Source organism: Enterococcus sp. S22(2020), from assembly GCF_020295385.1.
GTDB lineage: Bacteria > Bacillota > Bacilli > Lactobacillales > Enterococcaceae > Enterococcus_L > Enterococcus_L dunnyi.
On record NZ_JACFUD010000004.1, the window covers coordinates 398,053 to 419,060 of the forward strand.

A 21,008-nucleotide genomic window follows, 5' to 3' on the forward strand; every position below is an offset into this window, starting at 1 on the left:
AAGAATGAAAAAGTTATTAGGTAGTATTGAAGCTGGCGGGACAAAATTTGTATGTGCTGTTGGAACAGATGACCTAGAAATTTTAGAAAGAGTGAGTTTTCCGACGACGACTCCAGAAGAAACAATGGCTTTGGTCATCGGTTTTTTCAAGCAATATGACCTTCAGGCGATCGGTATTGGTTCATTTGGACCAATCGATATTCATGAGGATTCGCCAACATATGGTCACATCACTTCTACTCCTAAGTTGGCTTGGCAAGGATTTGATTTCGTCGGAGAGATGAAGCAGCATTTCGATCTTCCTATTGCGTGGACGACAGATGTTAATGCTGCAGCTTATGGAGAATATGTGAAAGGGCACGGGATAGGATCATCCAGCTGTGTCTATTATACGATCGGGACAGGTGTAGGGGCTGGTGCTATTCAAAATGGCCATTTCATCTCAGGATTCAGTCATCCTGAGATGGGGCATACAACACTTAGAAGACATTCAGACGATTTATTTGAAGGAAGTTGCCCTTTTCATGGAGACTGTTTGGAAGGAATGGTTGCCGGTCCTGCAATTGAAAAAAGAACAGGAAGCAAAGGACAAGAATTAGAAGAATCCCATCCATTTTGGTCGATCGAAGCGTATTATATCGCTCAGGTAGCCTATAACACAACGCTGATGTTTTCACCTGAAGTCATTATTTTTGGTGGTGGCGTAATGAAGCAGGAACATATGCTGGAAAAGGTTCGTAAAGAGTTTAAAAAACTAGTGAATGGGTATGTGAAAACTCCGCCATTAGAAGAGTATATCGTTACGCCAGCCTTAGTGGATGATCCGGGTACGATAGGGTGTTTAGCTTTGGCCAAAGAGAAAATAAGATAATCAAAAGGTATGAAGAATAAATTTTTTTATCCTATATAAAGATCACGTCTCCCAAAAAAAGCTAAATATTTGTGGCAACCCTAAAATGGTGCTATTGTAATAGTGTACTAAAAAATATTAGGAGGGATTTTGACATGGCAGATTTAAATGGACGTTTAGATGATGCAAAGGATAAAGTTGAAGGTACCGCTAAAGAAGTTCAAGGGAAAGTAACCGATGATAAAGGGAAAGAACTTGAAGGCAAAGCGCAATCAACTTTTGCAGATGCAAAAGATAAAGCTCGTGATGCCGGTGATGATATCAAAGACGGTGCTGAAAAGTTAGGCGATAAGATCAAAGAAGGCTTTGAAGATATCAAAGAAAAATTCCACAAACATGATGATAAGTAGTAATTTGAAAAACTAAGAAGCAGTTTTTAACTGACAAAGTTTACTTGTATAACCAAATAATATTGAATAAGGGTGAGACAAAAGCGTACGATTCGTTTTGTTTTGCCCTTATTTTTGTTGTAAAGCGTAGTCATAAAATCATTGATATGATAAAGTTAAGGGAGTAGAGTGTGGAAGGAAGGGATATGAGTGTTTACTGATTGGTTATTGTCGATGGATGCTTGGCAGCAAGCGTTGGTTGGGACAGGATTTACCTATTTCATGACTGCTTTGGGGGCAGCATTGGTTTTTTTCTTTAAGGAAATAAAAAAAGATATTTTGAATTTGATGCTGGGATTTGCTTCAGGTGTGATGATCGCTGCGAGTTTCTGGTCTTTACTTGACCCGGCAATCAAACAAGCAGAAGAGAACGGCAGTATTGCTTGGCTGGTCGTAAGTTTCGGGTTTGGTTTAGGCGGACTGTTTTTATATATTGCTGATAAGACGTTGCCACATATGCATTTCGGCCCTAATCATGAAAAAGAAGGGTTACCGAGTCATCTAAAACGTACGATTTTACTCGTTTTCTCTATTACATTACATAATATTCCAGAAGGATTAGCAGTCGGAGTAGCCTTTGGCGCAGCCAATTCAGCGGATGATCCAACAAAAGCTGTTTTGGCGGCAGTTTCTGTTGCTCTAGGAATCGGGATTCAAAATTTTCCGGAAGGTGCAGCAGTGTCGATTCCTTTGCGTCAAGAAAATCTAAGTCGGAAAAAAGCCTTTCTGTATGGTCAAGCTTCAGGAATTGTAGAACCGATCGCAGGGATCATCGGAGCTATCTTGGTAACGAAGGTCACCATGCTATTGCCGTATGCACTAGCTTTTGCAGCAGGAGCAATGATTTATGTGGTAGTCGAAGAACTGATCCCGGAAGCACAGCAAACAGTAACCAGCAGAAGACACTTTGCTGTCTTTGGTGTAATGCTTGGTTTCATTATCATGATGATTTTAGATGTGGCGTTGGGGTAATGGACGGCATCAAAAAAACAAGTGCTTAGGATAAGTATCCAAGCACTTGTTTTTTAGTCGTTTTAAAGCACACGCTCAAAAGGATCTAAGCTGATTCCTTTTTCTAAAACGATTTTTGCATATTCTTGTGCAGAAAATAAAGAATGGTCTTTATAATTTCCGCATTCTTTTGCAGAAACAGCAGGAACGAAATCTGTTTCAACAATAAAATTAAGCACGTTTACTAATGCATCGCGAATTTCTTTTGGTGAATGTTCATTCCACATGATCATATAAAAACCAGTGCGGCAGCCCATTGGAGAGATGTCGATGATTCCTTCTAAATGATCACGTAAGTTCACTGCTAATAAGTGCTCCAGTGTATGAACCGCTGCTGTCGGCAATTCATCTTCATTTGGCTGTAAGAAACGTAGGTCGTACTTTTCGATCAGCGCTTCCCCATTTTTTTCTGTACCAGCTAAGCGCACATAAGGGGCTTTTACTGTATTGTGGTCTAATTCAAAACTTTCAACACGTGCCATGGTATTCACTCCTTCAAATTAAGTAAATGTCGCTTTTAACTATAACAAATACGTTTCAAATGTCAATAGATTGACGTAGGGACTTCTTTGACGATGAGTAGAATGAATTATTTCAATAAAATGGAGAAAAATCACTTTACTTCCTATGTAGTAATAGTCGATACTATGGTAAAATGAAAAAAGCAACTTTCTTCAGGAAGACGAGAGGAGATAAATAAGTATGAAAGAAAAGTATAATGTTGCCATAGTAGGAGCAACTGGGGCTGTTGGGACAAAGATGATCGAGATGTTGGCTGATTCGACATTGCCGTTGAACCATGTCAAACTTTTGGCATCGAAACGTTCAGCTGGTAAAGAACTAATGTTTAAAGGGCAGACATTAGTAATCGAAGAATTAGTTCCTGAGTCATTTGAAAATGTTGACATCGCTTTGTTCAGTGCAGGCGGAAGTATCTCTAAACAATTTGCTCCTGAAGCGGTAAAACGCGGAGCAGTGGTTATTGATAATACGAGTCATTTTAGAATGGATCCAGAAGTTCCTCTAGTAGTTCCAGAGGTCAATCCGCATGCATTGAAACGTCACAAAGGAATCATTGCTAACCCAAACTGCTCAACGATCCAATTGATGGTGGCACTTGAGCCGATCCGTAAAGCATATGGCTTAGACCGGTTGATCGTATCGACCTATCAGGCAGTTAGCGGAGCTGGTATCCACGCAATGGAAGAGCTAAAATCACAAGCAGTAGACTATATCAATGGAACACCGGCCGATCAGCTGAAAGCAACGATTTTACCGAGTGGTGGAGATAAAAAACATTATCCGATCGCGTTTAATGCGTTACCGCAGATCGATGTTTTTTCAGATGAGGATTACACATATGAAGAATGGAAAATGATCAACGAAACGAAGAAGATCATGGAAGATGACAGCATCAAAGTTGTTGCGACATGTGTACGGATTCCGGTGTTGTCTGGACATTCAGAATCTGTGTATATCGAAGTCAAAGAAGATGGCGCAGATGTTGCTAAAATCAAGCGATTGATAGCAGAAGCGCCTGGTGCTGTATTACAAGATGATCCAAGTCAGCAAATTTATCCGCAGGCTTTGACAAGTATCGATCGTAAGGAAACTTTTGTTGGACGGATTCGCAAAGATATCGATATCGATAAAGGATACCATATGTGGGTCGTCTCTGATAACTTGTTAAAAGGTGCAGCGTGGAATTCCGTTCAAATTGCTGAAACATTGCATGCAATGAATTTGGTTGGTGTTGAATAGATCGCTCCAAAAATTGGATCTTTGGGAAATGAGAGCTTGTTATTATCTAGCTGCATGAGCCAGTTTTTGCTGAGAATCACAACAAAAAGTATTTGAGTTGATGATGAACAGTACAAGACTTTCATAAGAAAGTGTTGATCATTTATGTTATCCAGTTGCACAGGCTAGCTCTTCGAAAAAAAGATAAAAATAGATGAGACAAAAAGCGTCTCAATCGATTTTTCCTATTTTTCTGTCAGAGCTTGACGAGCCTGTTCAGCATCTATTGTTATCTAGCTGCATGAGCCAGTCTCTCGAGAAAAAGATAAAACCTGAATGAGGCAAAAAGCGCCTCATTCATGTTTTCCTATTTTCTTGTCGAGACTAAACAGGCTCATTCCGCTTTTGCTGAGAATCACAGTGAATGAAATGAACTGATGTTGAACAGTACAAGACTTTCGAAGAAAGTGTTGATCAGTTATGTTATCTAGCTGCACAGGCTAGCTCTTCGGAAAAAAGATAAAAATAGAGTGAGACAAAAAGCGTCTCAATCGATTTTTCCTATTTTTCTGTCAGAGCTTGACGAGCCTGTTCCGCTTTTAAATGTTATCTAGCTGCACAAATCAATCCTTAGGAAAATAGACAAATTGCCAGTGAGACAAGAAGTGTCTCAAAGTCAATTTCTTAATTTTCTACAGAATTAAACGATTTGTTCCGCTTTTAAATTAGGAGGAAGTAAGTATGAATTTAGAAAATGCAACGATCATCACAGCTATGGTCACACCTTTTGACGAAAATGGTGCAATCGATTTTTCTAGATTGCCTCAATTGGTGAATCATCTGCTTGATAATCATACAGAAGGAATAATTTTAGCAGGTACAACAGGAGAGTCACCTACGTTGACCCATGATGAAGAAATTGAATTGTTCAATGAAGTGATTCGTTTAGTCGATGGACGTGTACCGATCATTTGTGGTGTGGGAACCAACGATACACGAGATTCGGTTGAATTTGTGAAGGAAATTTCTGCTATTCGCGGCATCGATGCTGGTTTAGCCGTTGTTCCTTACTACAATAAACCAAATCAAGAAGGACTATACCAACATTTTAAAGCCATTGCTGAGGCGAGTGATTTGCCGATCATTTTGTATAATGTACCGGGAAGAACAGTAGCAAGCCTTGATGTAGCGACAAGTTTGCGTTTAGCAGAATTAGAAAATATCGTTGCTATCAAAGAATGTTTTGGTTTAGATGCCTTAACTGAGTTGGTCGAGAAAGCGCCAAAAGACTTTTTAGTGTATACTGGAGAAGATTCCTTAGCTTTTTCAAATAAAGCGATAGGTGGACAAGGGGTCATTTCGGTAGCCAGTCATGTTTTTGGTACGGAAATGTATAACATGTATCAAGCGCTGGATCAAGGGGAGTTGAAAAAAGCAGCAGCGATTCAACGGCAATTACTGCCCAAGATGAATGCACTGTTTTCAGTACCATCTCCTGCGCCAGTTAAAGCTGTGTTAAATCATTTAGGCATTGCTGTCGGTGATTTGCGTTTACCTCTTGTATCTTGTACTTCTGAAGAAAAGGCGAAAATTTTAAGCATATTGGATCTATGATCCAGTATGAGAATATAGAGAGGTGAAACTAGTGAGTACAATAAAAATCGTTCCCTTAGGCGGCGTTCGTGAAAATGGTAAAAATATGTACATCGCAGAAGTGGAAGATGAAATTTTTGTGCTGGATTGCGGATTAAAATATCCAGAAAATGAACTGCTGGGGATTGATGTAGTCATTCCTGATTTTACGTATTTGGAAGAAAACATCGATCGTGTTGCTGGGGTTTTCTTAACACACGGACATGCAGATGCGATTGGAGCATTACCATATTTGTTAGCCAAAGTCCATGTACCAGTGTTTGGTACAGAGTTAACGATCGAGTTAGCTAAATTAAACGTGGGGGATCATGCAGAGTCAAAGAACTTTGATGATTTTCACGTAGTTGATGCACATACGGAGATCGATTTTGCGCATGCGACAATCAGCTTTTTTAGAACCACTCATACGATACCAGAGTCGATTGGGATCAATTTAAAAACCAAAGAAGGTAATATTGTTTATACGGGTGATTTCAAATTTGATCAAAGCGCCATACCGATGTATCAAACTGATTTTGGGCGTTTAGCAGAAATCGGAAACGAGGGTGTTCTTGCCTTATTGAGTGATTCGTCAAATGCTGAAAATCCTTCACAAGTTGTTTCTGAACTTCAAATTGCAGATGAAGTATTCGATACGATCCGTTATTGGGAAGGCCGTATTATCGTAGCTTGTGTGGCAAGTAATTTACAGCGTGTGCAGCAAATTTTAGACGCTGCCCATCGTTCTGATCGTAAGATCGTCTTGACAGGACAAGATTTTCAACGAATCATCAACACAGCGATCAAGTTGGACAAGTTAAAATTACCAAGTGAAGACTTGATTATCGGCGTAAAAGAAATGAAGAAATATCAAGCAGAACAACTGATCATTCTGGAAACAGGAACGATGGGTGAACCAATCAAATCGCTGCAGAAAATGGCGAATAAAACTCACCGTACCATTAAAATCCAGGAAGGTGATTTAGTTTATATCACGACTACGCCAACAACAGCAATGGAAACAGCTGTAGCTAAAACAGAAGATATCGTTTACCGAGCTGGCGGCGTTGTCAAACAAATCTCAGATAATATGCGTGTGTCTGGTCATGCCAGTCCGACAGATTTGCAGTTGATGTTAAACTTGATCAAACCAAAATATTTTATTCCTGTACAAGGAGAATATCGACAATTAGCAGCACATGCTGATTTAGCTCATGAATTAGGTATTCCATATAAGAATATTTTTATCACTGGGCGTGGAGATATTTTGGAATACACGAAAAAGAAAATGACTGTAGCTGGCAGTACAACTGCTGAAAATATTATGATCGATGGGATCGGTGTCGGTGATATCGGCAATATCGTATTACGTGATCGCCGAATTTTATCTGAAGATGGCATTTTCGTTGCTGTTGTGACGATCAATCGACGTGAAAAACGAATCGTTTCTCCTGCAAAAATTACCTCAAGAGGCTTTGTTTATGTAAAAACAAGCAAAGATTTGATGAAAGAAAGCAGCAATATCGTGACGGAGATCGTTGAAAAACATCTCGAAAGCAGCGATTTTGAGTGGAGTAAATTAAAACAAGATATCCGGGAGCAATTAAGCCGTTACTTGTTTGAACAAACGAAACGCCGTCCGGTGATTTTACCAGTTATCATGGAAGCTACACAAAGAAAAGGACGCAAAGCGTCAAATTAATATCTAACAGAGGTTGAGGCAAAAGTCGCCTAGGTTCGAGCAATTTTTCAAAAATTGCCGAAGAACCTGACTTTTGACCGCTACTTATTACGTTCTAGAGTGCAAAACAAAACTGATTTTTAGTTTTGTCAGGCACTCTTTTCTTTATCATGACCGAATTTTTTACAGATAGACTTTTTTTAGATACAATTGAAGGGATGACGGGGAGGTATAGATTTGGAAAAGAAACAAGAAACACGCTGGATCAAATTTCTTGGAGGGAAAAATTTACTATTTACGCTTGTAGCCCTGCTTCTAGTAGGGGCAGTGATTTTCATTTTCCATCAAGTTGGTTTTATCTTCGGTCCGATCGGGGTCGTCTTTAAGACAACTATAGGGCCAACAATTTTAGCATTGATTTTATATTATTTATTTAACCCTGTAGTAAACTGGCTGGAAAAGCATAAGGTAAAACGAGTATATGGTGTATCTGCTATATTTATTGTCCTGATCACATTGTTCGTTGTTGGGATTATTTTAGTCGTGCCGATCATTCAAAAGCAGGTGGATGGGCTAGTTAAAAGTTTTCCTCAATATATGGATGATCTCAACAAAATGGTTGCAGACTTTTTCCATAATTCCGCTTTTGAAAAACCTTTGGCGAATGCATTAGCGAGTGTACAAAATTGGTTCGACAATGTGTCGGATAAAATCGGCAGTTATTTTTCTAAAGCAGTTGAAGGAGCTTCGACTGTGTTTTCAACATTGACTGGATTTGCACTTGTTATGGTCACGGCACCGATCATCACCTTCTTTTTGCTGAAGGATGATCAAAAATTCTTTTCATTCGTATTAAGTATTATTCCACCACGCTTTAGAAAAGATGCGAAAGAGATCGGTGCGACGATGAGCAGTCAAGTAGGTGCCTATTTAAAAGGTCAGATCCTTGTATCGATCGCAATCGGTATTTTGACTTTTATTGGTTTTTGGTTGATCAAAGTTCCTTATTCTGGAACCTTATCGATCATTGTTGGTGTGACAGCTGTGATTCCTTATATTGGTCCAGTGATTGCATTTATTCCAGCTGCGATCGTTGCTTTGATGGTTTCATTCGGGATGTTTATCAAAATGAGTATTGTTTGGATGATCGTCCAAATGCTGAATGGTCATTTAATTGCGCCGCAAGTGATGGGAAAACGTCTTGTTGTGCATCCGCTGACCATTGTGATCGTTTTATTAGTGATGGGCGATCTACTCGGCATGTTTGGTCTGATTTTTGGAATTCCGATTTATGCGATTGCTAAAGTACTTGTGACGTACCTATTTCGTAAATTTAAACAACGCTATAATCAGTATTATGGAGATAGTGGAGAATATGAGGATACAGAGTTTTCTAAAGAAGAATATCTAGATGAATAAACGGAAAAAGTGGATTAGTCAAACGTATGAAAAGAATAGACTTGTTCACTTTTTCTTTTTAATTATTCAAATAGAGTTCGTATCTTTTGTAATACAAATTTTTAGGCGGTACAATTTAATTAAGGTAAAAAAATGTGGATTTACGAGGAGAGATAATTATGAGGCGATTAGTAAAAACCTTATTTGGATTGATCGCATTAGTACTTTTCATTGGAACACTGGGCCTGCTTAGTCAAGTGGTTCAAATTCCTTGGTTATCTTCAACAGTTGGGCGTTTTATCGTTGGTCATTTATGGCTATTCTCATTTTTTGAATGGATTTTGTTGATTTTAGGCGGTCTATTGACTCTTACTTTATTGCTTGTTTTATCCGTTTCTGCACGCCGCAAGCGGTTAGTCGTAAAAGATGGATCGAATCGTACGGAAATTCTTAGAAGTACGCTTGTCCAAATTGTGCAAAATGCCTATGATTCAATGATCCATCCAGATAAAACAAAAGTGACTGTCAAGATCAAAGGAAAAGAAAAGGTACTTGTTAAACTGAAGATCGATGTTCGCAGTAAGGAAGACTTTGCACCAATGGCAGATAAAATCAAATGGCAAGTAGAAGAAGCGTTGTCTAAAGCTTTAGAATCGATCGAAAGTAGTGTGATCGTTACTGTAAAAGAAAAGGCTCCTACAGATTCTGCTTCTTTTGGAAAAAAACATTCACGAGTCGTTTAGGAGGGAAAAATGATGGATCAAAAACAAAAAGAAGAGTGGTTCAAACAACTTAAACCGTACCGCTTTAGAATTATTTGGACAACCTTGTTTTTCCTATTGGCAATACTTTTTCTTTGGATCGGCTTTGGGAAAACCTTGGTTTTGTTGATTTTTGGTACAGTAGGTTATCTTATCGGTAAAATGCGGGATGAAGACTTAGATATCTATTCCTTGATCGATGCAGTACGCGGAATGATAGGAATTTAAACAAAAAAAATTTGAGAGGAGAAAATAAAAATGACAGAAGAAATGAAAGAAACTGTAGGTGGATTAAAATCAAAGCTGACTTTTGATGACGTGGTGATCAAAAAAATCGTAGGTGTTGTTATTTCAGATATCGACGGTATATTAGGCTTGAGTGGAAACTTGTTCACGGACTTTGCGGAACGTTTTAGAGATAATGAAGACTTAACAAAAGGCATCGATGTTGAGGTTGGAACAAAACAAGTAGCCGTTGATGTTTCTGTTATTTGTCAGTATGACGTTGATATTTCTATGTTATTCGACAAAACGGTTGAGAAAATCAAAGAAGCGATCCATTATATGACCGGATTGGATCTTGTGGAATTCAATATGAATGTCGGTGATGTCATGACCAAAGAACAATACTTGGAAAAATATCGAGGAAAAGATGCTACTGATGCTGCAAAAGCTGCAAACTAAGCTAAGATAATGATATGGCAAAACGTGTGGAACCTAGAAAATTCAGGTTCCACACGTTTTTTTGTTAAAAAATAATGTGCTCGATCGCTAAAAGATCTTGTTTGATGCTTAATCCATCTTGTTGTGCGCTACCTAAGTAGCCTGTCAGTTTGCCGTTCTTTCCGATTACACGATGACAGGGAATAATGATTGGAAGTGGGTTTTTACTATTCGCTTGTCCTATTGCACGAACGGCTTTTGGAGAATCTACTGCAGTAGCAATATCTAAATAACTGCGCGTTTCACCATATGGAATCCTAGTGAGAGCTTGCCAAACCTTTTGTTGAAAGACTGTGCCGGTTTGAATCGATAAGGGTACGTCAAATGATGTTCGCTTTCCTGAAAAATAGTCAGCCAATTCATCTGCCGCTTGTCGTGTATATCGATTGTCATGGTGATCTGTCAGTTCAGTAAAAGAAATATTTGTCAGGCCTTGATCATTCGCATCGAGCCAAATGAAACCAAAAGGTGCTTGTACTTTCATTTCGAGCCTCCTATATTTTCGTTGTTACTTTATTATACTTCAAGTCTAAATATGGTACTATACTTTTATATACTGAATTTTGGAGGTGCTATGATGGAAGAAATCGTCATCTTTCACACAAATGATCTACATTCCCACCTAGAAAACTGGCCAAAGATCAGACGTTATCTGACGAGTCAAAAAGAGAAGTATCTCCGTACAGGAAAAACAGTTCTAACAGTTGATCTTGGGGATTTTGTCGATCGCTGGCACCCACTGACTGAAGCGACTGATGGGCAGGCAAACATTGAGCTGATGAATACGATCGGCTATGATGCAGCAACGATCGGGAATAATGAAGGCGTAGGGAATTCTAAAGAACAGCTGAATCATTTGTATGATCATCGAAATTTCGATGTGTTGCTGGCAAATTTACAAGATAAAGAAACCGGGGAAACTCCGGAGTGGTCTGAGCCATTCAAACTCATAGAAACAGCAGATAATACTAAAATTGGACTTATTGCTTTAACGGCTCCTTTTCCTTTGACTTATGAACCGAATGGCTGGACGATCCATACTGCTAAATCAGTCTTGCCATCGTTACTTACAAAGGTTCGTCCCTCGTGTGATATTTTGATCTTGATGAGCCATCTAGGGATTGATGAAGATATCAGGCTGGCCAATGAATTTCCAGAAATCGATATTTTATTAGGCTCACATACACATCATTTATTTAGGCATGGAGAAAAAATCAATCAGACACAGTTATCCGCAGCAGGGAAATTCGGGCATTATATTGGAGAGGTCCATGTAACAGTTGAACAAAACAAGATCGTTCATAGTACAGCAAAAGCCTTACCGACAGCGGATCTACCGGAAGAAGTAGAGGATCAAAAAGAAATTCAGGATTACTTGACATTAGGGCACCAGCTATTACAGGCAGAGCAGATCGCCGAGATGCCATATTCACTCTCTATCGACCTAAATACAGAACATTCATTGATGACGACCGCTTTAAGCGCATTAAAAGAAAAAGGCGGAACAGAGGCTGCTGTATTGAATAATGGTCTATTTTTAACAGATATACCAAAAGGAATCGTTGACAAAGATCAGTTGCATGAAAGCTTACCGCATCCTATGCATTTGATTCGAGTGACTCTTTCAGGTGCTGATTTTGTTCGGATGCTTCAAGAAATGGAGAAAAACCGACATTATTTACGTAAATTTCCTATTTCTGGAATGGGTTTTCGCGGAAAGGTTTTCGGGGAATTATATTATGATGGATTTTCTTATGATAAACAAACGCGACAAGGCTTTTGGCAAAATCGACCAATTGATCCACAAAAAAATTATACGTTTACGACAGTCGATCATTTTATGTTTATCCCATTTTTCCCAACCATCGAAATAGCTGGAGAAATTGAATTTATCTTCCCAGAATTTTTGCGAACGGTTTTGGGAGACTACTTAGCTGCCCACTATCCAATCCAGTAAAAACAAGGTATAATAAAAATCAGGTGGTGTAAATATGACAGAAAAAACAAAGAAACCATACAAGTCGGCAAAGCCGGTAAAGCATAAAGAAGAAGCAACCTTAACCGATGAACTTACAGCAGTTCTCGAAGAGATAAAAGAAGAACCAGTTAAAGAAAAGAAAAAAGGCGAGATCGTAACGCTTATCGACGATGATCATTTAACGATCGGAGATCGTCAATATCAACTGGTCAAGAACCATCGTGAAGCGTTCGACAGTGAGCGTTTAGGTGAACGATTCAGTGATGTTTTGTCAAAATATGACTATATCGTTGGCGATTGGGGCTATGATCAGCTACGATTAAAAGGGTTCTTTAGTGATTCAAATCGTAAAGCTGCACCAGAGCAGCGCATCGATACCTTAGAGGATTATCTTTATGAGTATTGCAATTTCGGCTGCGCTTATTTTGTGATCGAACGCATCGGCGGAAAAAGAGAAAAACAACAAACACGTCGTAAAAAGAACAATAAAAAACCTGCAAATAAAAATCAGGCACATACAGAAGAAAAACGTACACCAGTGCCAAATAAAACCAAACCAGTGATCAAAAACCGTAAAGAAAATGAACAGAAAAAAACAACGGTCGGTAAACAAGAAAGTACTGGCAGTCAAGGCCGTTCATTTACGATTCGTCAACGTGAGGAGTAATCATTTGTGGAAAAACATTACAAAGGCTATTTAATTGATTTAGATGGTACGATTTATCTTGGAAAAGAAGTGATCCCGGCTGGTAAACGTTTCGTAGAACGATTACAAGAGCTAAACTTACCATTTCTTTTCGTCACAAACAATACAACAAAAGCACCACAAGCGGTCGTGGATCGATTAGCACAGGAATTCGATATTCATGTGCCGATCGAAACAGTCTATACGGCTAGTCTTGCGACGACCGATTATATGAAGGAGCAGAAAAAAGGTCAGCGAGTCTACGTCATCGGAGAATCAGGCTTAGTTGATTTGATTTTAGCAGCTGGATTTATCTGGGATGAAAAAAAACCAGATTATGTAATTGTTGGGTTGGATACTGAAATTACCTATGAAAAATTTGCTATCGCTGCACTTGCTATTCGAAATGGTGCTGTCTTTATAGGAACAAATCCGGATAAAAGTATCCCGACAGAACGTGGTTTATTACCTGGAGCAGGCTCATTTATTTCATTGGTTGCTACAGCTACCCAAACGACACCGGTCATGATCGGGAAACCAAATAAGATCATTATGAATGAGTCACTGAAAGTATTGGGGCTTGAGAAAGAAGAAGTGATCATGGTTGGTGACAACTATGAAACAGATATTCAGTCAGGTCTTCAAAATGGCATCGATAGCTTACTTGTGTTATCAGGTTTTACTCCAAAAGAAGCTGTTCCTGATCTACCAGCAAAACCAACGTATATTTTAAATTCGTTAGATGAATGGACATTTTGATATGAGGAGAAAGGAAACCAGCTGGATTTGGCTGGAACGCTTGGGGATTCTATGTGTGATTTTAACGATCCTTTCCTTGAGTATCACATTGACGATCAATTTTAGACCCCTTTATGTTTGGGACATCAAAGCGTTGAATCTACTTGATCAAGTAACGATCAGTCAATCGGAACTTTTAAAGAATTTTGGTCAGTTGATGTCTTATTTGAACAATCCTTGGAACCAAACATTACAGCTCTCTGACTTTCCAGTTTCTGCAAGCGGAGCTTTTCATTTTTATGAAGTCAAGCGGCTTTTTCTCTTATGCTATGGAGTCTTGCTTGTGACGATCATTCCAAGCTGCTTGTTTATTTATCGTTTGTTCAAAGTAAAAAGACTATGGCGTTTGATTCGGCCATTTCAATGGGGGATGATCATTCCAGTATTTTTTGGCCTATTGATGGCGATTGGCTTTGATCAGTTTTTTGTGGCTTTTCATGGTGTTTTTTTTAACAACGATGATTGGTTGTTTGATCCAGCAACAGATCCGATCATAAATGTCTTACCAGAAGAATTTTTCATGCATAGCTTTATTCTATTTTTTATCTTGCTGGAAGTATTTTTCTTGATCGGGATAATCATTGGTAAACGTGAACTTAAAAAAATATGATCGTTATGATCATCGGAGATTGCTGCGAAAGTAATCTCCGATATTTTTTTATACAGGTAGCTGTCGATGTCGATTTACAATAGATTCATTTAAACTCTTGACATTTATATCAGGTACCTTTATAATATAATTCAGGTACCTGATATATAACTATTTTTATGGAGGAATCAATTATGGAAGAACAAACATTGATGGAAGAGTTTCTAAGATTACAAGCAATGATGCAGCGGTATTTTATGAAACGTCGGAGAGATCACGGACCATTTGGTAACCCTCATAGAGGTCAGGGGCGTGTGTTGAATTTGTTAAAATTGAAACCTGAAACAACTCAAAAAGAATTGTCTTATTTATTAGATATGCGTCCTCAATCGTTAGGTGAGCTGCTAGGAAAATTAGAGAAAAAAGGCTATATCGATCGTGAACCGCTTGAAAGTGACCGACGTGTCATGGTTATTCGTCTTACAGAAGCAGGGATGACTGCTGCAGATAATAGTCGAAGTGAGGAAGAAACGATTTTTGATGTTTTGTCAGAGGAAGAACAAGCATCTTTCAAAATTATTATGGATAAACTTCTAGGAGCTTTAGAAGCAGAAATTCCAGAAGAGGAAAGAGGATTTGGCGGTCCTCATATGCATCGCGGTCCTGGTCGGGGACTTGGCGGCTTTGGAAAAGTCGATCCAACAAATGCAGAACGGTTTGATCCTCATGGTGACTTTAATCCAAACGGCTTTCCAAAAAGAGATAAATTCAGTTTCAATCCTTTTACACGTGATGGAGAAGACGACGGCTTTAACGATTTTTAATAATTAGCAAAAGACAGGAAGAAGGATGCAATGAAAGGCGTTTAGGTTATAGTGAGATTGCTGAAGAGCCTGATTTTTTGACCGCTATTTAGTAGGATTAGAAGAGGTTGAGACAGAAGTGTTTAATCCCGAGAAATAAGAAAGAATTCACGAAAATTGTTTTGCAAATTTTTGTGAATTCTAGCTTATTTCCGACCTTCAAAGCTTAGGGCTTTAGCCCTTAGCATTTGATGAGATCGGAGTGCAACGTAGTGGGATTGCTTCTGCTCTCACCGTTTATCTGGATTACAGGTGACTGGGATTTGACTCGTAGAGTTTTGTCTCAGTCACTTTTTTTTATTATTTTCAATCTAGTTATGACAACTAGATTGAATGTTTTTTAAAATAATGTTAAACTGTTTTTGTAATAAGAAGGAGGAATAATGTGAATAACATAAAATCTTCTTTACAAACATGGGGAGAAGAATTAGTGGATGTTCATTTGCCAAGGTGGCATGAATTACCAGAGATAGATCTGTATATGGATCAGGTGATCACGTTGGTAGAACGCTATTTATCGCCCATTATTTTGAAAGAAAAACACACATTGCTGACCTCATCGATGGTCAATAATTATGTCAAACTAGGACTGATTCCAGCGCCCCAGAAAAAACGTTACAATCAAAAGCATTTAGCTTTTCTGATTGCTATCACTTTATTAAAACAGGTCTTGACCATTCCAGAAATAAAACAAGGGATTCTCTATCAGGGTTCGGCAGTTGGGATCAGAGAAGCTTATGATCTTTTTTGTGATGAGCAAGAAGCGGCACTGGCCGTGGTCATTTCTCAAGCGATAGGGAAGCAGCCGATCGCAGCTTTTGATCAGCCGATCACAGTGGACTATTTAGCTGTAAAAGGGGCAACATTGTCCTTTGCAACGAAACTATTTACTGAAAAAGTCATTGAACTAGAACAAAAATATTTAGAAGAAAATGGAGAACAAACCTATGAATAAAGAGAAAATCGCTTTATTAGTTGATTCAGGGACAGATGTACCGCAGGAGCTGATCGAACAATACGGCATGTATATGATTCCATTACAAATCATTTATAAAGATCGAATTTATACGGACAAAGTGGATATCACGCCAGAAGAAGTCTATGAACGTTTACCAATAGAAATTCCAAGCACATCATTACCTGATGGAGAAACGATTACAAAAATTTTTGAGCAAATCAAAGCGGATGGCTATGAAAAAGTTTTAGCAGTCACTATTTCGAGTGGGTTAAGTGGAACATTTAATGTTGTTAGGCTGATCGGCGAAGATATAGAAGGCTTGGAGACATTCGTTTTAGATACAAAAAATATTGGAATAGGCAGCGGCCTACAAGCGATCGAAGCCGCAAAATTGATTGATGCTGGAGCAACATGGGAAGAACTTATAGCTGCGATCTCAAAAAATGTTCAAAAAGCGAAAGTTTTCTTCAACGTAGCGACATTGGAGTATTTACAAAAAGGTGGAAGAATCGGTTTAGTGGCTTCTATTCTTGGAAATGCTTTAAAGCTGAATCCAATTATTTCCTGTAATGAAGAAGGAATCTACCATACAGTTGCGAAAGCACGCGGTAGAAAGAAAAGCTTGGATAAAACATTTGAGCTGGTCAAATCATTTATTGGAGAGCATAAAAAATTTGTGCTGGCAGTAGCTCAAGGGCAAGCCGTGGAAGAAGCAGAACAGTTTTATGAAAAGCTGCAAGCGCATTTTCCACAAGCTGAAAAAATCTATTTTGGGACGATCAGTCCAGCTTTAGTTGTTCATACTGGACCAGGACTTTTAGGGATCGGTATTCAATTGTTAGATTGATTAAAAAATACCAACATTTATGCACGTATTGCAGTGCCTAATGTTGGTATTTTTTTTATATTCCTTTTATGATTATGTTTATCAATTATATTTCTTTTTACTCATGACTCTTTTTTTGAAATTTAATTGAAACTATCATGAAATATTTCATTTTTTGTGATAATGTAATAATGAACATAATTAAGGGAGGAAAAGTTATGAAAAAAGCAATTGCAGAATGTCTTGGAACATTCATTTTAGTTTTCTTTGGTACCGCAACTGCCGTTTTAGGAAATGGTATGGAAGGAATCGGTACAACTGGAATCGCTTTGGCATTTGGGTTAACGATCATTGCAGCGGCTTACAGTATTGGGACTGTTTCTGGTGCACATTTAAATCCAGCTGTTTCATTAGGTATGTGGGTCAATAAACGAATTTCTTCAATGGAATTCATTTACTACATCGTAGGGCAAGTGGTGGGAGCGATCCTTGCTTCATTTACATTATTGTCTATCTTAAATGCAGCAGGATATGAAACAACAAGCCTTGGTCAAAATGGTTTTGGTGATCTAAGTGCTGTCGGTGCATTACTAGTAGAAATTATTTTAACATTTATTTTTGTTTTAGTGATCATGACCGTTACAAGTGCTAAAAAAGGCAATGCCAAACTTGCAGGAGTCGTTATTGGTTTGACTTTAACAATGATTCATTTAGTGGGTATTCCATTAACAGGAACATCTGTGAATCCAGCAAGAAGTTTAGGACCAGCGATCTTTGTTGGTGGAGATGCTTTATCTCAACTTTGGGTATTTATCGTAGCTCCTCTGATTGGTGGCGCGCTTGCAGCATTAGTTGCTAAGTACTTGCTTGATACAGAAGCATAAATGAAAAACAGTCTAGCGATCGAATATCGTTAGACTGTTTTTTGTTTACATATTTTTCATGCCTGATTGATAATGTGCAAACAATGGACCTGATAATTGAAACTGAAACGTATCACGATCAACTGCGCCGACAACTTCCTGACTATGATAAAGAGTCAATAAAAATTGTGCCATTTCTTTGGATGTATGATACATGGAAAAAGCCTTTGAGTAGTCATAGGTTTTCGAGTCATTGGCGATTTGAGCAAATTCAGTTTCTGTCGCAGCAGGAGCGAGGACTTTGGCTCGAAGCGGGGCTCCTTTTCGTTCTAATTCTAAAGCGATCCCCTCAGTGAAGGCACTTACGTAAAATTTTGATGCGCAGTAAGTAGCTGCATTAGGAACATTTTTATATCCTCCAGCAGAAGAGATATTGATCAGCTGTGCGTGTTCTTTATTTTCATGATCAGTTACAAAAAGAGTAGAAAGAATCGTTAAAGCTTCAATATTGACCGCCAACATTTGATCGACCTTTTCTAAATCCTGATTTGAAACAGAGTGATAATAGCCAAAGCCTGCATTATTGATCCATGTGTCGATCTCATACTTTTTCAATTGATCGTATAGACTAAAAACAGCTTTACGCTGAGATAAGTCAACCACTTTGAGGACGATATCCAGCTCAGGATGTTCAGCCAGAATGTCAGCCTTCAATTGATCGAGACGTGTTTTTCTTCGAGCAACCAAGATTAGATTTTTTCCTAAAGAAGCAAATGCTTTGGCGGCTTCTAAGCCGATACCAGAGCTTGCTCCTGTAATTACAACATAGTTCATCTTTTTTTCCTCCTAAATTTTTTTGGTGGTACAATGAAAGTATAGGGTTTAGAGACGACTCTAATGCAAGAACAATTTAAAAGGAGGTGCTAGATATTTATACGATCAGTGAATTTGCTAAAAAAATCGGCATTAGTGAGCATACACTACGTTATTATGAAAAAGAAGGATTGATTGAACCATTTAGAGATGAACATAATTATCGACTGTATGGTAAAGAAGATATTGAATGGGCTACATTCATCATCAAACTAAAAAATACTGGAATTTCTTTGAAGGAAATCAAGACATATACCCAATTAAGGAAAATAGGTGATGCTACGATCACAGCCCGAAAAGAATTATTGTTGAAGCATCGCTCAAAGATTCTAGCTGAATATGAAAAAGTTCAAAATCATTTACATTTACTGGACGATAAAATTTCTTTATACGAGGAGCTGGAAGAGAAGTACAACCAATAAAAATCCACCGTCGATTTCATTCGGTAACAGAAATCGGCAGTGGATTTTATTGTTAAAAAAAGGTCAATTGTTTTGTTGTAGTGTCAACGGTCACACGATCACCGATCGGGATAGTAAAGATTGGTTGTGTATGCCCGAAATTCATATCATAGATCACTGGTATTTCCTTTAACAAAGGATACTTACCTAAGATAGCTAAAAGACGTTCTTCTGTCATGTCAGTTTCCTTTGGGAAACGTCCAATCAATAATGCTTTTGGATGTCTTACTACTTGAAGCAAAGAGGCTAAACCACGCGCAAAGTCATGGTAATCATTCTCTTCTGCATTTTCTACAAATAAAATCGATTGTTCAAGCTCTGGAAGAAACGATGTACCGAATAGTAGTTGAAACGTTCCTAAGTTTCCGCCGTAACAGATGCCAGTGACAGGTGTCGATTGGCTATAAACCTTCCATTGATTTCTATGCAGCTCTCTTTTAGGCTGAGGCAAATACCATTCATCTTGACTCCAAGATTTCGATGCACGAACGTCAAAAGCTTCTTCTTTCATGGTTGCTAATTCAAAATTTTTTGTCTGATAGTCTTGCAGCTCATCCATTTGGAAACTAGAAAAATGAGGACCAACATAGGTCAAAAGACCAGTCTTCGTCGTGATCGCATTACATAAGGCAGTAATGTCGCTATAACCGCAAAGCACTTTTGGGTGGCGTTTAATCAATTCAAAGTCGATATAAGGTAAAAGCTCATTGCTGTTAAAACCGCCGATCGCCGTTAAAATACCTTTCACCTCAGGATCTAAAAAGGCTTCATGTAAATCTTTGACACGGCTCAAAATAGAGGAAGAGCCTAGGACATCTTCTTCATTCGTATGCTCAGCATATGTGACAATAAAGCCTAATTCGGTCAATTTCTTTTCTGCTAGGTTGATCCCGAAATCATTTAAACGGGCAAAGCTGCTGGAGGGGGCAACAACACGAATCTGATCCCCTTTTTTTAATCTAGGTGGTTTCATTTTGATCGCTTCCTTTAAAAAAACTTATTCTTTATTATAGTCATTCTTTCATTATTTTAGCAATATCTGAGTCTTAAAAAATAGCGCCTTATGAGCTAGAGATGAAACAGTGGACAAAATAAGGTATAATAAGAGAAAATGTATTTGATTAATAAAAAGACAAATGAAAAAGAGGTGCCTCTTAGATGAAAAAAATCTTAGTTGTAGATGATGAAAAACCAATTTCAGATATTGTAAAGTATAATCTTACCAAAGAAGGCTATGAAGTTTTTACAGCATATGATGGAGAAGAAGCAGTAGAGAAAGTCAAAGAAGTAGAGCCTGACTTGATAATCCTTGATTTGATGCTGCCAAAAATGGACGGGCTGGAAGTTGCTAGAGAAGTTCGTAAAACATACGATATGCCAATTATTATGGTGACGGCAAAAGACTCTGAGATCGATAAAGTTTTAGGCCTTGAGTTAGGTGCTGATGATTACGTCACAAAACCATTCTCAAATCGTGAACTTGTTGCGAGAGTAAAAGCAAACTTGCGTCGAGGAGCAACGAGCGCAAAAGAAGCTGAAACGACAACGCAGTCGGAATTGATGATCGGTGATTTAACGATTCATCCAGATGCCTATATGGTGTCAAAAAGAGGCGGTAAGATCGAGCTGACTCACCGTGAATTTGAACTGCTTTATTATTTAGCCAAACATATCGGCCAAGTCATGACTAGAGAGCATTTGCTACAAACCGTTTGGGGCTATGATTACTTTGGTGATGTTCGAACAGTTGACGTAACCGTTCGTCGTTTAAGAGAGAAAATCGAAGATAGTCCAAGTCATCCAACCTATTTAGTGACACGCCGTGGTGTTGGTTATTACCTTCGTAACCCTGAACAGGAGTAGTGATCT

24 protein-coding genes are annotated in these 21,008 nt (G+C 38.4%); 20 read left to right on the forward strand and 4 right to left on the reverse strand.

The window, feature by feature from the left end; translation table 11 throughout:
• Positions 1 to 4 precede the first annotated feature (4 nt).
• The 3 genes from scrK (at position 5) to H3T55_RS10415 (ending at position 2,271) form a co-directional block, all read left to right on the forward strand.
• Entirely contained in the window at positions 5 to 871 is an 867-nt protein-coding gene (scrK, locus tag H3T55_RS10405) for a fructokinase ScrK (protein ID WP_225534412.1), read from the forward strand.
• Positions 872 to 1,005: 134 nt separating this feature from the next.
• Positions 1,006 to 1,260, forward strand: a complete 255-nt coding sequence (locus H3T55_RS10410; RefSeq protein ID WP_087641404.1) for a YtxH domain-containing protein — start codon at positions 1,006 to 1,008, stop codon at positions 1,258 to 1,260.
• Between the two features lie 213 nt (positions 1,261 to 1,473).
• Positions 1,474 to 2,271 carry a ZIP family metal transporter gene (locus H3T55_RS10415; RefSeq protein ID WP_225534510.1) on the forward strand — a complete coding sequence of 266 codons (798 nt, stop codon included), beginning with the start codon at positions 1,474 to 1,476 and terminating at the stop codon, positions 2,269 to 2,271.
• A 62-nt stretch (positions 2,272 to 2,333) separates the two neighbouring features.
• Here H3T55_RS10415 and H3T55_RS10420 read toward each other — a convergent pair whose 3' ends face one another.
• Positions 2,334 to 2,792, reverse strand: a complete 459-nt coding sequence (locus tag H3T55_RS10420; protein WP_087641406.1) for an S-ribosylhomocysteine lyase — start codon at positions 2,790 to 2,792, stop codon at positions 2,334 to 2,336.
• A 220-nt stretch (positions 2,793 to 3,012) separates the two neighbouring features.
• Here H3T55_RS10420 and H3T55_RS10425 point away from each other — a divergent pair, with 220 nt between their 5' ends.
• The 7 genes from H3T55_RS10425 (at position 3,013) to H3T55_RS10455 (ending at position 10,206) form a co-directional block, all read left to right on the forward strand.
• A complete protein-coding gene (locus H3T55_RS10425; RefSeq protein ID WP_225534413.1) occupies positions 3,013 to 4,071 on the forward strand; it encodes an aspartate-semialdehyde dehydrogenase in 1,059 nt (352 codons plus the stop codon).
• 720 nt (positions 4,072 to 4,791) lie between these two features.
• On the forward strand, positions 4,792 to 5,664 hold the full coding sequence (gene dapA / locus H3T55_RS10430; protein WP_225534414.1) for a 4-hydroxy-tetrahydrodipicolinate synthase: 873 nt from the start codon (positions 4,792 to 4,794) through the stop codon (positions 5,662 to 5,664).
• Between the two features lie 31 nt (positions 5,665 to 5,695).
• The gene (locus tag H3T55_RS10435; RefSeq protein ID WP_225534415.1) at positions 5,696 to 7,384 is read left to right on the forward strand and encodes a ribonuclease J; all 1,689 of its coding nucleotides are present in this window, start codon (positions 5,696 to 5,698) and stop codon (positions 7,382 to 7,384) included.
• Between the two features lie 216 nt (positions 7,385 to 7,600).
• Positions 7,601 to 8,782, forward strand: coding sequence for an AI-2E family transporter (locus H3T55_RS10440; protein WP_225534416.1), 1,182 nt, complete (start codon positions 7,601 to 7,603; stop codon positions 8,780 to 8,782).
• A 158-nt stretch (positions 8,783 to 8,940) separates the two neighbouring features.
• Positions 8,941 to 9,504, forward strand: a complete 564-nt coding sequence (amaP, locus tag H3T55_RS10445) for an alkaline shock response membrane anchor protein AmaP (protein ID WP_225534417.1) — start codon at positions 8,941 to 8,943, stop codon at positions 9,502 to 9,504.
• Positions 9,505 to 9,516: 12 nt separating this feature from the next.
• Positions 9,517 to 9,750: a DUF2273 domain-containing protein gene (locus H3T55_RS10450; protein WP_225534418.1), complete on the forward strand. Its 234-nt coding sequence runs from the start codon at positions 9,517 to 9,519 to the stop codon at positions 9,748 to 9,750.
• A 30-nt stretch (positions 9,751 to 9,780) separates the two neighbouring features.
• A complete protein-coding gene (locus H3T55_RS10455; RefSeq protein WP_225534419.1) occupies positions 9,781 to 10,206 on the forward strand; it encodes an Asp23/Gls24 family envelope stress response protein in 426 nt (141 codons plus the stop codon).
• A gap of 64 nt (positions 10,207 to 10,270) precedes the next feature.
• On the opposite strand, the gene H3T55_RS10460 is transcribed toward H3T55_RS10455, so the two are convergent.
• Positions 10,271 to 10,729 (reverse strand): methylated-DNA--[protein]-cysteine S-methyltransferase, encoded by a 459-nt coding sequence (locus H3T55_RS10460; protein WP_225534420.1) that lies wholly within the window; start codon positions 10,727 to 10,729, stop codon positions 10,271 to 10,273.
• A 93-nt stretch (positions 10,730 to 10,822) separates the two neighbouring features.
• On the opposite strand from H3T55_RS10460, the gene H3T55_RS10465 reads away from it, so the two are divergent.
• The 8 genes from H3T55_RS10465 to H3T55_RS10500 all read left to right on the forward strand — a co-directional run bounded on the left by H3T55_RS10465 (position 10,823) and on the right by H3T55_RS10500 (position 17,826).
• A complete protein-coding gene (locus H3T55_RS10465; protein WP_225534421.1) occupies positions 10,823 to 12,202 on the forward strand; it encodes a bifunctional metallophosphatase/5'-nucleotidase in 1,380 nt (459 codons plus the stop codon).
• A gap of 34 nt (positions 12,203 to 12,236) precedes the next feature.
• Entirely contained in the window at positions 12,237 to 12,890 is a 654-nt protein-coding gene (locus H3T55_RS10470; protein WP_087641416.1) for a YutD family protein, read from the forward strand.
• A gap of 6 nt (positions 12,891 to 12,896) precedes the next feature.
• On the forward strand, positions 12,897 to 13,667 hold the full coding sequence (locus H3T55_RS10475) for a TIGR01457 family HAD-type hydrolase (RefSeq protein ID WP_225534422.1): 771 nt from the start codon (positions 12,897 to 12,899) through the stop codon (positions 13,665 to 13,667).
• Position 13,668: 1 nt separating this feature from the next.
• On the forward strand, positions 13,669 to 14,316 hold the full coding sequence (locus H3T55_RS10480) for a TIGR01906 family membrane protein (RefSeq protein ID WP_318652971.1): 648 nt from the start codon (positions 13,669 to 13,671) through the stop codon (positions 14,314 to 14,316).
• A gap of 173 nt (positions 14,317 to 14,489) precedes the next feature.
• Entirely contained in the window at positions 14,490 to 15,119 is a 630-nt protein-coding gene (locus H3T55_RS10485) for a MarR family winged helix-turn-helix transcriptional regulator (protein ID WP_225534424.1), read from the forward strand.
• A gap of 424 nt (positions 15,120 to 15,543) precedes the next feature.
• Positions 15,544 to 16,113: a DUF1836 domain-containing protein gene (locus H3T55_RS10490; RefSeq protein WP_087641421.1), complete on the forward strand. Its 570-nt coding sequence runs from the start codon at positions 15,544 to 15,546 to the stop codon at positions 16,111 to 16,113.
• Positions 16,106 to 16,963 carry a DegV family protein gene (locus H3T55_RS10495; protein WP_225534425.1) on the forward strand — a complete coding sequence of 286 codons (858 nt, stop codon included), beginning with the start codon at positions 16,106 to 16,108 and terminating at the stop codon, positions 16,961 to 16,963. The genes H3T55_RS10490 and H3T55_RS10495 overlap by 8 nt, the downstream gene beginning before the upstream one ends.
• Before the next feature lie 197 nt (positions 16,964 to 17,160).
• On the forward strand, positions 17,161 to 17,826 hold the full coding sequence (locus tag H3T55_RS10500) for an MIP family channel protein (protein WP_225534426.1): 666 nt from the start codon (positions 17,161 to 17,163) through the stop codon (positions 17,824 to 17,826).
• A gap of 45 nt (positions 17,827 to 17,871) precedes the next feature.
• Here H3T55_RS10500 and H3T55_RS10505 read toward each other — a convergent pair whose 3' ends face one another.
• The gene (locus H3T55_RS10505) at positions 17,872 to 18,639 is read right to left on the reverse strand and encodes an SDR family NAD(P)-dependent oxidoreductase (protein WP_225534427.1); all 768 of its coding nucleotides are present in this window, start codon (positions 18,637 to 18,639) and stop codon (positions 17,872 to 17,874) included.
• 86 nt (positions 18,640 to 18,725) lie between these two features.
• Between H3T55_RS10505 and H3T55_RS10510 the strand changes: the two genes are divergently transcribed.
• Complete coding sequence (locus H3T55_RS10510; protein ID WP_225534428.1) at positions 18,726 to 19,100, forward strand: MerR family transcriptional regulator; 375 nt, start codon at positions 18,726 to 18,728, stop codon at positions 19,098 to 19,100.
• Positions 19,101 to 19,152: 52 nt separating this feature from the next.
• Here H3T55_RS10510 and H3T55_RS10515 read toward each other — a convergent pair whose 3' ends face one another.
• Positions 19,153 to 20,112 carry a S66 peptidase family protein gene (locus H3T55_RS10515; protein ID WP_225534429.1) on the reverse strand — a complete coding sequence of 320 codons (960 nt, stop codon included), beginning with the start codon at positions 20,110 to 20,112 and terminating at the stop codon, positions 19,153 to 19,155.
• Between the two features lie 185 nt (positions 20,113 to 20,297).
• Between H3T55_RS10515 and yycF the strand changes: the two genes are divergently transcribed.
• Positions 20,298 to 21,002, forward strand: a complete 705-nt coding sequence (gene yycF / locus H3T55_RS10520) for a response regulator YycF (protein WP_087641426.1) — start codon at positions 20,298 to 20,300, stop codon at positions 21,000 to 21,002.
• Positions 21,003 to 21,008 lie beyond the last annotated feature (6 nt).